This is a genomic window from Paenibacillus sp. 01T443 (assembly GCF_056398325.1).
Genome location: NZ_JBFTPE010000004.1, coordinates 282,216 through 296,162 on the forward strand (window position 1 = coordinate 282,216; position 13,947 = coordinate 296,162).

Here is a 13,947-nt window from a genome sequence, read left to right on the forward strand (position 1 = left end):
CTCCCATTAGAATAACGCCCGATCTTTGTCATACCTGCGAACTGAGTAGTTCACGAGCATGATGGCTGTGAATCCAAGAACGGATTGGAAAACTCCCGCTGCGGCCGACATACCAATATCATTCGAGGTAATCAGTGAGCGGAATACGAATGTGTCGATTACGTCGGTGGATGAGAATAGAACACCATTGTTGCCGACCATATTGTAGAACATTCCGAAATCGCCTCTGAAAATATTGCCTACCGCGAGCAGCACTAGAATGATAACGGTTGGATACAAGTTTGGAATCGTCACTTTCAGGATACGCTGGAACACATTCGCTCCGTCGATCTCAGCTGCTTCATACATTTCCGTATCGATGCTCGTAATGGCTGCCAGATACATGACCGTACCATAACCAAGCATCTTCCAAGCGGACACAATCGTCAAAATGTATGGCCAATAAGCGGGTGTATTATAGATGTCGATTGGCTCCATTCCGATTCCTCTAAGCAGGGAATTAACGGTACCAATATCGAAATTCAATAAATTATAAGCAATTGCGCCTACAACGACCCATGAAATGAAATAGGGGAGAAACAGAATGGATTGCGTAATTTTACGGAACCATTTGCCCCCAACCTCAAACAATAGAATCGCGGTAAAAATTTGCAAGATATTATTTACGATTATAAATGCAATATTATAGAGAGCCGTATTTCTCGTAATTCTCCAAGCGTCCCCCGATTCAAAGAAAAACCGAAAATTATCCAGTCCATTCCAAGCGCTTCCAAAAATACCGCCGGCATAATCATAATGCTTGAACGCAATGATTATTCCTGCCATCGGCACATAAGCAAACAGCAGGAAAAACAAAACAGCGGGCGTTAGCATCAGCAGAATCGTGCGGTATTTGTTCAAATCATTTATAAATCCGTGTCGTTTCATATGCGCTCCCTCTCTCATCTCTTGTCTACGTTTATTATAAGAAATAGAAGTGAGCTGCATAATTAGGTTGATCAACTAAAACCAATACTAATTCAACGATTGGCTGTATAAGAGCAAAGCAACTGCCCGGTCCTGAGCAGACCGGGCAGTTGTTTATTCCTATTTTAAATTTTATGCTGCTTACGATATTCTCCAGGCGACATGCCCGTGGACAGCTTGAATTGCCGGTTGAAATACACAATATTTTTGTATCCGGCAAGCTCTGCGATCTCATACACCTTTCTAGTCGGATCCTTCAACAATTCACATACACGCTTCATGCGCAAATCGATGAGAAAATCGGTAAATAACGTATTCGTTTCTGCCTTGAAGAGCTGCCCTAAGTAGTTGGGAGTGAAGTCGAAATGCGAAGCCACCTCATTCAGCGTGATCTTCTGGTCGAGCCTTTGCTCCACGAATCTTGTAATTTCATCAATAAGCTTACGTTTCTGCCGCTGCTTCTTCAAATACAGCAATTCAGACAATTCGAAGAATCGTCTTCGCAGCCAGGATAAAATATCATGCACCGTTTCAAATTGAAACAGAATAAAGGGCTGATGCGATTCCCATTTCAAAATTTCATACAAATGCTCGTTCATTTGCTGAAGATCAGCATGAAGCTTGGAAGTAATACGAATGATGAGATCATAGATGTCGCTTTTCTGAGTTAGGGGCTGATCTCCATTAAACAGCTTGAGCAAGCAATCGTCGATCGTAGTTAGGTCGTATTCGAGCATCGCTTGCAGCATCCGGTCAACCGTCTCCTCCAAATTCAAAGCCATTGCCTGCTTGGGAGACCAAGCCGAAGCATCCTGTATGAGCCTGTTTTTGCCAAACACCCATTTGATGCTTAGCGCGGCTTGGGCTTGCCGATAGGAGTCATGCAGTTTATTGATCTCTGACGTATATATGCCCGTGCCAATCGTAATGGAGTAGGAGAATTCTTTGTAGAATGCTTCGATCAATTGTTCTAGTATTGCCTTTATATGTTCTTCCTGAATCGTTGTCAGCAGCACAAAATGGTCGTCATAGCTCGCCATCAATGTTCCTAGGCTTTTCGCTGCCACAAATTCTCGGATGAAGTGGGTGATGCTTGCGATTAACAAACGCCGTTCCTCTTCCGCCACTTGATTGATTTTCCAGGCCAAATCATCTACTTCGATAATAGCGACTGCAGCTCCACTTTGGAGGATGGGAGCGAGAAAACGGTGAAGATGCGCCTCTACCTGTCCTGGTGTAGGCTCCTTAAACCACCGCAGCAGCAGCTCCTGATGCACGAGGCTCAGTGTATCAGAAAGGGAAGAGCGCTGCTTCCAATCCTCCTCGATTTTGTTGCACATAAGATCCAGCATATCATGCAGTTCACGATCCTCCACAGGTTTAAGAAGATAGCCGGAAGCGTTCAGTTGAATCGCTTCTTTCGCATAGCTGAAGTCCTGATGACCGCTTATAAAAACGATATGAACCTGCGGGTTGATCTCCTTCGCTTTACGCGCGAATTCCATTCCGGACATAATCGGCATTCTTATATCGGAGAGAATAAGATCAACCCGGTGCTGCTCCATAAGCTGAAGCGCTTCGAAGCCGCTTACCGCAGTTCTCACATTCTGATGCTGCACAGCCTTGTTGCTCACAACACGCCGCCGAAGCCATTCCAAATCAATGGATTCATCATCCACCAGTAAGATGCTCACTTCCATAATCTTCTGCTCCTCTCATCGCTGTCTGAGATCAGGCGTTAATATCGCCATCTTCTTTTATTTCTGAATTAGCCATTGGAAGAATAATTTGCACGGTCGTCCCTGCTCCGTAGTGGCTTCCGATGCGAATGCCGAAGTCGTTGCCGTACCGGAGCTTAATCCTCTCCTCTACGTTTTTGAGTCCGTATTTATCCGATTGGTTGTCCGGCTGCAGCGTATTCGATTGCATTTTCTTAAGGGTATCCGGTCTCATACCGATACCGTTATCGATGACTTTTAGCTCAATATGGTCGCCCAGCCGTTTCCCGGTAATTCGAATGGCAATGGATTTGCCGAACCACGAATGCTTGAATATATTCTCGACAAATGGCTGCAAAATCAGCTTAATGATCGGCGTTTGCAGAATGTCGGGCTCGATATCGAAATAGACCTTGAACGTGTCTGCATACTTGACCCGCTGAATATCGAGGTAGGCTTCAATCTGTTCAAGCTCCTTCTCTAATGAGATATAGACATTGCCGCCATTTAAGGTGAGCCGGTAGAACTTGGACAAGCCTTGAACCATTTGCGTGACCTTCTGAACCTCACCGAGATTGGCAAGACTGCCGATTGTAGACAAGGTATTATATAAAAAATGAGGGCTGATCTGTGCCTGAAGCACATCAAGCTCGGCCTGTTTCTTCTGAATGCCCTGCACATACTCATTTTTGATCAATTCCTGAATGCTGGTGGMCATCTGGTTAAACGAATCGGCAATATGGACAAATTCGTCATTGCCTGTGAACACGATCCGTTTATGAAAGTTTCCTTCCTGAAAGGAACGGACCAGCGTGACGATTCGCTTCATTTTTTTGCCGGAGAGCCTTGCAACGATAAAGCCGATAAAAGCCATGACCAAAAAGCTAATCGTACAAACGGTGCCGATCACCTTTTGCATTCTGCTGGCATCTTTGTTCAAATAAGCATGGGGTACCAGTGATTCGATAATGAAAGGTGTGCCGCTAATTTGTTCTGTTATGCTGAGCTCGCTGCTTTGTTTCGAATGCGTGTCTGCCCGGCCCCTTGTGTATAGGGTTGCGCCTGTCGTCGTATCGACTAACCGCAAGCTGATGCCTTGATCAATCGGAAACGTATCGAAGTTGCCAAAAAGCTCGTCGAACCTTGCTGTAACGCGGATATAGCCAATCACAGACGCTAGGCCGCTGGAGGAAACCAGCTTGCGGAAATGAGAAATATGATCCAGCTTCTTGTCTGTATCCAGTTGAAGCCACAGATTATCCTGATTCATGGCTTGAATCGATTTGAACCAATCCGCGTTTTGGATGCTGCTGGCAGGAAGGACGTAATAGTCCCTTCTGGTAATCTCCTTTTCCATATTGTCGCCTTGAACCTCGTACATTTTTTCATTCACGGTGTAGAGGACGAGACGGATGTTGTTGCCGTACAGCTGAAGAGGCGCTTTCATTTGAGGAATGATGTCATCTCTCATTTTGAGCATGACCTCAAGAGGGTCTCCCGTATTCTGAAGCGCGTTCTGAAAGGTAAGGCTGGTGAACAAGGTGCTCGACATTCGGTTGATTTCATCCATTTGATATTCGATATTATTGCTTGTCTGCTTCATAGCTGTCCGAATATTCGTTTCCGCCATCTCTGTTCGGGACTGAATGAGCATCGTGTACGAAATATAGCCAATGAGCAAGTCAGTCAGCAGAACAAGCAGAAGGTAAGGAATCATCATTTTGTAGGTAAACGGGATATAGAGCCTTCCTAGTCTGAAGCGTCGCATGGGACTTCCACTCTCCGGGCAAATTTATTTTTATTAAATATACAGGATTAAAAAGCCGAAGTATATTGGTTAACATAAACTGGTCCCCTTACACTGGACACTTTGAAAAAAGTGTATAGCGTAAGGGTACAAAAAAAGATGACTCCTGTTCAGTACAGGAATCATCTCTTACGTGCTTATTTAACCGCTTTTTTAATTCAAGCTTTACACACGTCCACGAATGGCATCAATATACGCTTTCGACTGCGCCATTTGATGCTCCTTCGCTTCCTCCATGATAATGTGCACATGCGGCTTGTATTGATTGAGCAGCTTCATATAAAGCTCATAATTCATGTCGCCGAGGCCTGCTGTCGTCGTCCCCAGCTCGCCATTCTCAAGCAAATAACGGTCCTTCGCGTGAGCCGCAATGATCCGGTCGCCGAGCAGCTCGAATGCCTCTGCGATCACCTGATCCTGCTTAGCAAAATTAGCAGCCGTCAGCAGGTTGCCGGGATCGATGACAACCCCGATATTGGAGGAAGGAACCTCCTCCAGCATTCGCGCAAGCTCGGGAGCCGTACCGACCAAATGCCCGTTTGCTGCCTCCAGCCCGACAAAGACGCCCCATTTCTCTGCTTCCTCAGTGAGTTCCTCAAGCGTCGCTTTCATTATGGACCAGTCTCGGTCGGTGTAGTCTCCGCCTTCATTACGGCCGGTTTCCGCTGCCACCATAGGCGCCCCGAAAAACCTCGCATAGCGCAGAAGCTCTTTAAAGCGGTTCACGTTAGCCCGACGCAGCTCCTCGTCCCGTTCAAACAAATGAACGTAGCAGCCGAGCACTGAAATCGAAACGCCATGCTTATCGAATTGTTCGCCGATCGCATTCGCCAGTCCCGGGCTTAGGTTGCCCGGCTTGCTGAAATTGACATCGCTGATGGCCTTCCACAAAGCGAGCTGCACATGGCTAAAGCCGCTCCCCGCTACTTTTGGCGCAAGTTCTCGGTAAGGCAGGCTTCCGAATAAATGGGCAAGAACACCGACTGACATCTGATCGTCTCCTTCATATTAGACACTGCCCTCCAGTGCGACCTCCACCTTAGGCGCGTACATTTTTTTGGCTAGATAGGATTGCGCAATCATGAATACACCGCCTGTTACCCAGTACAACGAGATAGCGGCAGGTGCCGAAAGAGCGAAAACGCCCATTAGAATCGGGGACAAATAACCCATGAAAGCAAGCTGCTTTTGTTGTGCCGCATTTGCGTTCGGCTGTGTGGTTTGCGATACCTTGAACTGTACAAAATAAACGATCGCAGCGACAATCGGAAGCACGATATCCGGCGAGCCAAGCTTAAACCAAAGGAAGGAATGGTCCGCCAGCTCCGGTGTCAGCTTGATGGCCGAGTATAAGCCCATCAGTATCGGCATTTGGATGAGCATCGGCAAACAGCCAATAGCAAGCGGATTCACTTGATGCTTCTGGTACAGCTGCATCGTTTCCTGCTGAAGCTTCTGCTTGGAAGCTGCATCCGATTTATTCTTGTATTTTTCTTGAAGCTGTTTAAGCTCTGGCTGAAGTGCCGCCATCTTTGTTTTCATTTGATTTTGGGAACGGTATTGACGCATCATGAGCGGAAACAGCACAAGCCGAATAATGAGCGTAATGCCAATTATCGCAAAACCGTAGTTACCGCCAAACATATCCGCTAAATATTGAAGCGTTGCGGAAAGCGGATAAATAATATAATGATTGAATAAACCGGGTGTATCCCCATCGATCGTACCGCTGGCCGTGCTGCAGCCGCTTACCAAAAGCAAGCCTGTCAGCATCATGCCGATTATGAATAGTCGTCCATATTTTAATGAAGGGAATACATTGTTCGTTTGCATAAAAATCCTCCTCGTTTGTTTGAAAATAGCGCAACAAACGAGGCGTCGCAATCTGCTATATCGTCATCGGGCGATTCCTTCCGCTTTACCTTTCTCGCCAGCCAATGATGCAGCGGCACGGTGCGAATCAGCACCTGAGGCATAGAAATAAACAAAATCTTTACAACTTGGTCCCGCTCCCAGTATTCGTATGCCCCCGAGTGCAAATGCGAAGCATAGGCAAAAGCTAAGGAACAAAGAAGGCTGATGGAAATGAGATACGGTATGACGTCATGCAGTTCAAACTCGAACAATGTATTCACCCCCTTTCATTAACTCGTCATTAACTCGTTTCTTCCTATACGACTTGCTCAAATAACCGTTTCACCCGGAATGGATTCCGATGCAAAATAGATTTCATTCTATCTGGATATTATAACAGTAAATCTGAACCAATTACGACAGCTGAAATCACGAAAATGTTACAAATCCGTTCTTCTTGGTTATTTACAAATGAACAGTGAACACCATATAATTTTTAAGTTGCAGATACAGACAACTATATTACGCTGCAACCTATCCATAGTCTAGAGATCAACTTAAGGAAAGAGGACAACATGAATCGAAAAAGACTCAAAATCATTTACCTATCGCTCATTACCTTTACGGTTCTGCTTGTTGCACTTGGACAAGCCTTTCCGATGGGAAAACAAAGCTCTTATTCCGTAAGCGCAGAAAGCGCGGCTAATGCCCCTGCTTCTGGCCAGAAAAAGAAGCTCGTCATGGGTACGTCCGCCGATTACCCGCCCTACGAAAGCGTAGATGCCAAGGGCAGCGGCGAGATCGTCGGCTTAGATATCGATGTAGCCAAGTATATCACCAGCCAGCTCGGTTATGAACTGGAAATCGCGAACATGGATTTCAATGGGCTTATCGCTGCGCTCCAGACAGGCCGCGTTGACTTCGTAATGTCCGCAATGTCCGCTACAGATGAGCGGAAGCAGAGCATTGATTTTTCCGACACCTATTACGCAGCACGCAATACCATCGTATCCAAGAAAGGCGCGCCGCTCGAGACGGAAGCATCGCTTTCAGGGAAAAGGGTCGGAACTCAGCTTGGCTCCACCCAGGATCTTTATGCTGCCACGATCGAAGGCGCCGTTCTTAAGAAGCTCAATAAAATCCCTGATCTTATTCAGGAGCTGAACTCCGGCCGCATCGATGCAGCCATTGTTGAAGATGCCGTGGCGGTGGAAATGACGAGCTCTAATCCAGAGCTGGTGATGAACTTCCTGCCTGCCGAGTCCGCGGACAACGGTTATGCGATTGCCTTTCCCAAGCAATCCTCCATCGTAGCTGAGTTTAACGGAGTCCTCGCAGAAATGAAGGACAACGGAAAGCTTGATGAAATCGTCCAACAATGGTTTGCCGAGGAGGAGAACGAGTCCCGTTCGCTGCTTGGCTTAAATATCGATTTTAGTACGCTCAATGGCTATATCCCTTACATTTTGAAAGGCGTTTATGTCACACTTCTCTTCACGCTCGTCTCCGCCTTGTTCGGACTGGTGTGGGGAACCATTTTGTCGCTGTTCAAAATTTCCGGCATCAAGCCGCTAGAGTGGTTCGCAACCGCCTATACATCCGTATTCCGGGGTACGCCGCTGCTGGTCCAGCTCACCATTATTTATTACGCGACCCCGCAGCTGTTCAACTATGATATTCCTGCGCTAATGGCGGCCGGGCTGGCGTTTGGTCTCAACTCCGCCGCTTATTTGTCCGAGACGATTCGCGGCGGCATCATGGCTGTCGACAAGGGCCAACGGGAAGCGGCCATTGCGCTCGGCGTTCCATATCGGAAGATGATGATTCGCATTATTTTCCCGCAGGCGCTCCGTACGATTTTGCCGGCGCTCGTGAATGAATGTGTTGCTTTGCTCAAGGAATCGTCGCTTGTATCGGTCATTGGGGTATCTGATTTGATGCGCCGCGCAGACGTTGTCCGCTCGGACACCTTCCGGTCCATCGAAGTTTTATTATTTATAGCCGCTATTTATTACGTGCTCGTGCTCATCTTAACCTCGTTTGCCCGTATGCTTGAAAGGAGGCTGCGCCGCAGTGATTAATATAACCGACTTAACAAAAGCCTTCGGCAAAAACCAAGTACTGAAGGGCATCACAACGACAGTAGAACGAGGAGAGGTCGTCGCGCTTATCGGGCCTTCCGGCTCAGGCAAGTCCACCTTTCTTCGCTGCATCAATATGCTGGAGACACCGACCTCCGGCACGATTACCATCGAAGGTACGCCTATTACCGATCCCAAAACCGATATCGCGCGCGTACGCCAGCGGATCGGCATGGTGTTTCAGCATTTTCATCTTTTTCCGCATATGACCGTAATCGATAATATCACGTTTGCGCCCATTCAGGTTAAAGGACTATCGGTCGATGCCGCTCGTTCCAAAGCAAAGGAGCTGCTCGCCCGCGTTGGTCTTGCAGACAAAGCGGACAGCTATCCTTCTCGCTTGTCAGGCGGGCAGAAGCAGCGCGTGGCCATCGCCCGCAGCCTTGCGATGGAGCCCGACATTATGCTGTTCGATGAGCCGACTTCGGCGCTTGATCCTGAGATGGTCAAGGAAGTGCTCACCGTTATCCGTAGTTTGGCTGACAGCGGCATGACCATGCTGATCGTCACGCATGAGATGAAATTTGCCCGCGAAGCCGCGGATACGATTTATTTCCTCGACGACGGCAAGCTTGTTGAGCGTACGGAGCCCGAGCAATTTTTCACGAAGCCGCAAAGCGAGCGTGCAGCCCGGTTTCTGGAGCAAGTGCTTTAGGACAAGAAAGAGCGGGGCCGGCAGGATTGGCATTAGCCTCAACTGCTAAGGGGTGGCTTGTTGGCGATCTATCCAGCTGGTCACTCCACTCTCGAGTAGCAATCCCAGCACCAACCTTTCGTCGTACAATGCAGCTTCTGCAGCAGAAAGCTTAATTTTAGCCTGACGGTAGATTCTACATTGTATTTTATACACTCGAATTTGAGGGAATCCAGCTTACTCGCCGCTCTTTGCGCATCCAAACGCTTGCTAGGTTGTACAAAGTACATTGCAGCTCATCGCCTGGCCTTTATTCGTCTTTTTCGCTGTATAAAGTACAGCGTACGCAGCGGCTTCTTACATCCACATGTGAGTGAATGAACCGAAGTACCGAAAGCTAGCTCTCTGCTGCAAGGGAGCAGCCTAACACAAGCGTAACGGCTGACGCCGTCCTTGGCGGCAAAAGCTCGTTTCGCGGTGAAATATAAGCAACGTATAAGGTTGAATTTCATACTTTCTTATATTTTTAAAAAAAGCTCTGCGGTCATCCTGGCCGCAGAGCTTTTTCTTTGCCCGCTACTCCTGCTCAGTAAGCAGCGACTCCATCTCGACGCAGGCCATGACGAATGCGCCAACGCCGTGCAGATCATTGCTGCAAGTCGGTCTCGTAACGTAGCTCTCGTAATCACCCGCCGATGTGCCGATGCAAATATCCGGTAAGACAAAACGCCCCTGCTCATCATACTGCACGACGCGCACAAGCCCCTCGTACCCGAGCTTCGCCGCGGCTAAGCCGGCATCGCCCACGAGACCAAGCTTATACGCTCTCGCAAGCGTGTAGACGAACAAACAAGTACAAGAGGTTTCCAGCCAATTATCCGCTTGCTCGCCTTTATCCACGATCTGATACCATAAGCCGCTCGAAGCCTCCTGATACCGAATGAGCGCTGCCGCGAAATCGGCAAGCACGGCCTCAAGCTCCGCTCGCCCTGCTTCGTCCTCTTTCAGTTCGTCCAGAAATTGAGCAACGGCAAGTCCGTACCAGCCGAGAGACCGCCCCCAAAACTCGGGCGAGCAGCCCGTCTCGGCATTCGCCCACGGCATCTGCCGGCTCTCGTCCCAGGCGTGATACAGCAGGCCTGTTTTTTCATCCCTCATATGACGCCGCATCAGCCGCTCTTGATGCAGCGCCATGTCGCGCAAGCCTGCCTCTCCGTAACAATTAGCATATTTCAGCGCGAATACGCCGCCCATGTATAAGCCGTCGAGCCACATGTTATAGGCATATTTATCCTTGTGCCAAAAGCCCCCGTCTGAGGTGCGATGCAGCGTATCGAACAAGCTGCGGAGCTTATCCGCCGCGATACGATATTTGCGTTCCTCCCCGCGCTCATCCAGCCTAAACAACAGCAAACCAGCCTGTATTGCATCCAGCTCATCTCTCGCAAAATCAAAATTGCCGTTATCATCAACGAGCTTATCTACGTAACGCTTAATATAAGCATCATAGCGCTCGTCCCGCTCCGCCTGCCACAGCATCTCCATCCCGCAAAGAAACACGCCTTGATGATAGTGCCATCTTCCCGCAGGCGGAAGCTCTTCCGGCAAATAGCTGTCCATTAAAGAATCGCAAGCTGCTTTTGCCCACTCCATCGGCGACCTTCTTCCATCGTTCAGCATCCCAAATAAGTCCCCTCTCCATTTTCCTTATATGGTTCATAACAACAGCGTGCTTCTTATTAAAACGAGTCATAAAAGGTGCTAAGCTGCTTCTCCTTCAACGCGGGCGGCTCCAATCCCGCAAGCTTATGGCATAGGGAACGGATAAGGAGCGCCTGCGTAGCCGCATTCATGTCACCCTCAGCTTTTCCTTCGCTCAAATAAACCGGCCTCGGCCTATCAGGGTAATCTGTCCCCTCCTTGATTTGGGCTGCATTCGGCGCAGACGGCGAACGGGCCAGCTCACGCGAGAAGCCGCCGTCCATGCGGAGCAGCCTGCTCAGGTTAATGGCCGTCGTCTGGAGAATGAAGCACATTTCTTCATCCGATATTTGCGGCTTTATATAAGACAATAAATGAATCGGATTGCGAATGTAGCACATGTCGCTTGCCTGCTCATGCCTCAGTACCGCCAAGATGCTGGCATACATCCTGTCCATTCGCGGCATGGGCATCTGAAAAGCGTTGTAAAAGGTATGCAGCTTAAACGTTCCCGAGATGCGGACATACAGGGAACCTTCTCCCCATAGCCCGCTGCCTTGATCCTGTGTCTCCTCAAAAAATCGAAATGCCGTATGCATATACCCTTCCCGAACAAGCGGATCCAGCTGCTTCAAATAAACATGCGAGCATGCGAGCCGGTCACAGCCGCGCCAGCTGTTGCTCAGGTCCATTTGGCGCAGCCATCGTGAATACGAATCCTCCGACTGCATATATGCGGGAGCGCTCTCCCTTTCCTTGGGCAGTGCGTACGCAGGTTCGCCGCCCAGCTTGCGGATCGCGTTCATGCTGTAGCCCAAGGCCCGCGCAACCATAACCTCGTCCTCGCGCATAGCAGGATCAGCGTCATAAAAGCAGCCCGTCTTCTCATCCTGCCTGCTTCGGAAGAAATGGAGCATATCCGCCTTTATCCGTTCCGGCATAGCTATCAATAGACCCAGCCGTTCCAGCATATTAAGCGCTTGTGCCGTTGATTCAATATCCGGCACTCGTCCATGGAGCAGACGCGAGCTGCGGGCATAATAAAAACCTCCGCTTGCCGCGTCATACTGGCCTTTCAGCCAATTGACAAGCTCTGTGAACAGACCGTCCATGTCCATAAGCAGCTCATGAGCCTTTTGCTTTTTCATTAACATACGGACATCTCCCCCAAGGTTAGCCTTTTATCGATCCCAGCATCGCGCCTTTGGCAAAATGCTTTTGAAGAAACGGATACACGATCAGAATCGGCAGCGTTGCCACCACGATAACGGCCATCTTCACAGTCTGATCCGGCGGCGGAACCGCGGCATCCAGATCGGAGCTGTAATCGAGGCCGCTTGCCAGCACTACGATTTGACGGAGCAGCACCTGGATGGGCCATTTGGCGCTGTCATCCAAATACAGGATAGCGCTCAAATAAGTGTTCCAGTACGTCACCGCGTAGAACAATGATATCGTAGCGATCGCAGGCATCGATAAGGGCAATACAATGCGAAACAGAATGCCAAAATCGCTGCAGCCGTCAATTTTTGCCGATTCCTCCAGACCTTCGGGAATGTTTTGAAAAAAGTTTTTCAAAATAATTAAATTAAACGCGCTTATCGCGGACGGAATAACGAGCGCGGCATAGGTATCAATCAGTCCCATCTCCCGCACAACAAGAAAAGTCGGTATAAGCCCTCCGCTAAACAGCATAGTGAACACGACTAGAAACATAATCGCCTTGCGTCCGTCCAAATCCCTTCGCGACAAGCCATACGCCATTAAGGCTGTCGTGAACATGCTGAACAAGGTGCCGAATAACGTTATACCGGTCGAGACGGCCATGGCACGGAAAATCGTATCGGTCGAGAAAATAAACTTATAGGCGTCAAAGCTCCATATGGTCGGCACCAGAATGAATTTCTTCATCGCCATCTCTGCGCTGGTCGTGAACGAACCGGCAACGACATGCAGGAACGGGAGCACCGTTACGAGCGCAATAATGGCCAGAAGCGTAAAGTTCACAATGGAAAAAATCCGGCCGCTGAGCGTTTTGTCCTCTACCATGCGGAAGCCCCCCTAACGTTTGCGTAGCAATATGTCCTCCAAATGCCCGTCACTTAATACACGCCCTCCTCGCCCATCTTCTTCGCCAGCCTATTCGCCGCCATGACCAGCACGAGTCCGATAAAGGATTTGAAGAAGCCGATCGCCGTGCTGTAGCTGAACTGCCCTTGTCTCAGCCCTGCCGTATACACATAGGTATCAATAATTTCAGCAACATCGCGGTTCATGGAGTTCAGCAGCAGGTACACATGCTCGAAGCCAAGCTCCAGCACATCGCCAATTTTCAAAATGAGCAAAATAATGATGACGCTGCGGATCGCAGGAAGCGTAATATGCCATACCTGCCTTAAACGGCCGGCCCCGTCCATACGCGCCGCTTCATACAAGCCGGGGTCTACGGAGGCGATTGCCGCCAAATATATGATCGTTCCCCAACCTGCTTCCCGCCAGATGACTTGAATGATATATGTCGGTCTAAACCACTCGGGACTGAGCAGGAAATTGATTTTTTCGAATCCAAAGTAAGCAAGCAGCTCGTTCACGATACCGCCGTCCGACGTCAGCATGACGAAGCTGATGGACACAATAATGACCCACGACATAAAGTGAGGCAAATACACGAGCGTCTGAAACGTTCTTTTGAAAAAAGACGATCGAACTTCGTTCAGCATAAGCGCTAATAGGATCGGGACAGGAAAAAAGAATAATAAGTTCATGCCGAACAACAGCAGCGTATTGGTCAAAATAGTTAAAAAATCCGGCTCCGTAATTAATCGCTCGAAATGCTTGAATCCCACCCAGTCGCTCCCGCCTATGCCCTTAAACGGCTTATAGTCCTGAAAGGCGATCGCAAGGCCAAACATTGGAATATACTTGAAAACGATGAAAAAGAACACTCCCGGCAGCAGCATGACATAGAGCCATTTATTTTTCCAAAGCCGTTTCTTAAGCTCGCTTGTTCTAGGCTGAGGGATCCTTGCCTGCTGAATAACCGTTTCTTGCATAGCGCTTCTTCCTTTCCAAAGGAGGTTGAGAGACCGCCGGGCTACCCGGACAGTCTCCAAGGATCACGATCAT

Annotated in this window: 12 protein-coding genes; 2 read left to right on the forward strand and 10 right to left on the reverse strand. The window is 48.9% G+C overall.

Annotation, left to right across the window (positions count from 1 at the left end; genetic code table 11):
• Positions 1-6: 6 nt before the first annotated feature.
• The 6 genes from AC1DLI_RS07425 to AC1DLI_RS07450 form a co-directional block, all read right to left on the reverse strand.
• Positions 7-927: an ABC transporter permease gene (locus AC1DLI_RS07425; protein WP_364152094.1), complete on the reverse strand. Its 921-nt coding sequence runs from the start codon at positions 925-927 to the stop codon at positions 7-9.
• A 164-nt stretch (positions 928-1,091) separates the two neighbouring features.
• Positions 1,092-2,666 carry a response regulator gene (locus AC1DLI_RS07430; protein ID WP_477601060.1) on the reverse strand — a complete coding sequence of 525 codons (1,575 nt, stop codon included), beginning with the start codon at positions 2,664-2,666 and terminating at the stop codon, positions 1,092-1,094.
• Positions 2,667-2,697: 31 nt separating this feature from the next.
• Positions 2,698-4,452 (reverse strand): sensor histidine kinase, encoded by a 1,755-nt coding sequence (locus tag AC1DLI_RS07435; protein ID WP_477601062.1) that lies wholly within the window; start codon positions 4,450-4,452, stop codon positions 2,698-2,700.
• A gap of 204 nt (positions 4,453-4,656) precedes the next feature.
• Positions 4,657-5,481 carry a sugar phosphate isomerase/epimerase family protein gene (locus tag AC1DLI_RS07440; RefSeq protein ID WP_477601064.1) on the reverse strand — a complete coding sequence of 275 codons (825 nt, stop codon included), beginning with the start codon at positions 5,479-5,481 and terminating at the stop codon, positions 4,657-4,659.
• Between the two features lie 18 nt (positions 5,482-5,499).
• Complete coding sequence (yidC, locus tag AC1DLI_RS07445) at positions 5,500-6,324, reverse strand: membrane protein insertase YidC (protein WP_477601066.1); 825 nt, start codon at positions 6,322-6,324, stop codon at positions 5,500-5,502.
• Complete coding sequence (locus AC1DLI_RS07450; protein ID WP_477601068.1) at positions 6,294-6,617, reverse strand: hypothetical protein; 324 nt, start codon at positions 6,615-6,617, stop codon at positions 6,294-6,296. Before AC1DLI_RS07450 ends, yidC begins: the two co-directional genes overlap by 31 nt.
• A 387-nt stretch (positions 6,618-7,004) precedes the next feature.
• Between AC1DLI_RS07450 and AC1DLI_RS07455 the strand changes: the two genes are divergently transcribed.
• Positions 7,005-8,426 (forward strand): ABC transporter substrate-binding protein/permease, encoded by a 1,422-nt coding sequence (locus AC1DLI_RS07455; RefSeq protein WP_477601192.1) that lies wholly within the window; start codon positions 7,005-7,007, stop codon positions 8,424-8,426.
• Positions 8,419-9,141, forward strand: coding sequence for an amino acid ABC transporter ATP-binding protein (locus AC1DLI_RS07460; RefSeq protein ID WP_308998029.1), 723 nt, complete (start codon positions 8,419-8,421; stop codon positions 9,139-9,141). The genes AC1DLI_RS07455 and AC1DLI_RS07460 overlap by 8 nt, the downstream gene beginning before the upstream one ends.
• A 555-nt stretch (positions 9,142-9,696) precedes the next feature.
• Here AC1DLI_RS07460 and AC1DLI_RS07465 read toward each other — a convergent pair.
• Genes AC1DLI_RS07465 through AC1DLI_RS07480 form a run of 4 tightly spaced genes read right to left on the reverse strand, consistent with a single transcriptional unit; the run spans position 9,697 to position 13,874 of the window.
• Positions 9,697-10,800 carry a glycoside hydrolase family 88/105 protein gene (locus tag AC1DLI_RS07465; RefSeq protein WP_477601071.1) on the reverse strand — a complete coding sequence of 368 codons (1,104 nt, stop codon included), beginning with the start codon at positions 10,798-10,800 and terminating at the stop codon, positions 9,697-9,699.
• A 59-nt stretch (positions 10,801-10,859) separates the two neighbouring features.
• Positions 10,860-11,975: a hypothetical protein gene (locus AC1DLI_RS07470; RefSeq protein WP_477601073.1), complete on the reverse strand. Its 1,116-nt coding sequence runs from the start codon at positions 11,973-11,975 to the stop codon at positions 10,860-10,862.
• A 19-nt stretch (positions 11,976-11,994) separates the two neighbouring features.
• Entirely contained in the window at positions 11,995-12,870 is an 876-nt protein-coding gene (locus AC1DLI_RS07475) for a carbohydrate ABC transporter permease (protein WP_308998034.1), read from the reverse strand.
• A gap of 53 nt (positions 12,871-12,923) precedes the next feature.
• The gene (locus tag AC1DLI_RS07480; RefSeq protein WP_308998035.1) at positions 12,924-13,874 is read right to left on the reverse strand and encodes an ABC transporter permease; all 951 of its coding nucleotides are present in this window, start codon (positions 13,872-13,874) and stop codon (positions 12,924-12,926) included.
• Positions 13,875-13,947 lie beyond the last annotated feature (73 nt).

What these genes read in the sequence shown, in the direction of transcription:
- AC1DLI_RS07470 (WP_477601073.1), bottom strand. Translation starts at nt 11,975, where the DNA reads ATGTTAATGAAAAAGCAAAAGGCTCATGAGCTGCTTATGGACATGGAC.
- AC1DLI_RS07430 (WP_477601060.1), bottom strand. Translation starts at nt 2,666, where the DNA reads ATGGAAGTGAGCATCTTACTGGTGGATGATGAATCCATTGATTTGGAA.
- AC1DLI_RS07455 (WP_477601192.1), top strand. Translation starts at nt 7,005, where the DNA reads ATGGGAAAACAAAGCTCTTATTCCGTAAGCGCAGAAAGCGCGGCTAAT.
- AC1DLI_RS07465 (WP_477601071.1), bottom strand. Translation starts at nt 10,800, where the DNA reads ATGCTGAACGATGGAAGAAGGTCGCCGATGGAGTGGGCAAAAGCAGCT.
- AC1DLI_RS07480 (WP_308998035.1), bottom strand. Translation starts at nt 13,874, where the DNA reads ATGCAAGAAACGGTTATTCAGCAGGCAAGGATCCCTCAGCCTAGAACA.
- yidC (WP_477601066.1), bottom strand. Translation starts at nt 6,324, where the DNA reads ATGCAAACGAACAATGTATTCCCTTCATTAAAATATGGACGACTATTC.
- AC1DLI_RS07475 (WP_308998034.1), bottom strand. Translation starts at nt 12,870, where the DNA reads ATGGTAGAGGACAAAACGCTCAGCGGCCGGATTTTTTCCATTGTGAAC.
- AC1DLI_RS07425 (WP_364152094.1), bottom strand. Translation starts at nt 927, where the DNA reads ATGAAACGACACGGATTTATAAATGATTTGAACAAATACCGCACGATT.
- AC1DLI_RS07440 (WP_477601064.1), bottom strand. Translation starts at nt 5,481, where the DNA reads ATGTCAGTCGGTGTTCTTGCCCATTTATTCGGAAGCCTGCCTTACCGA.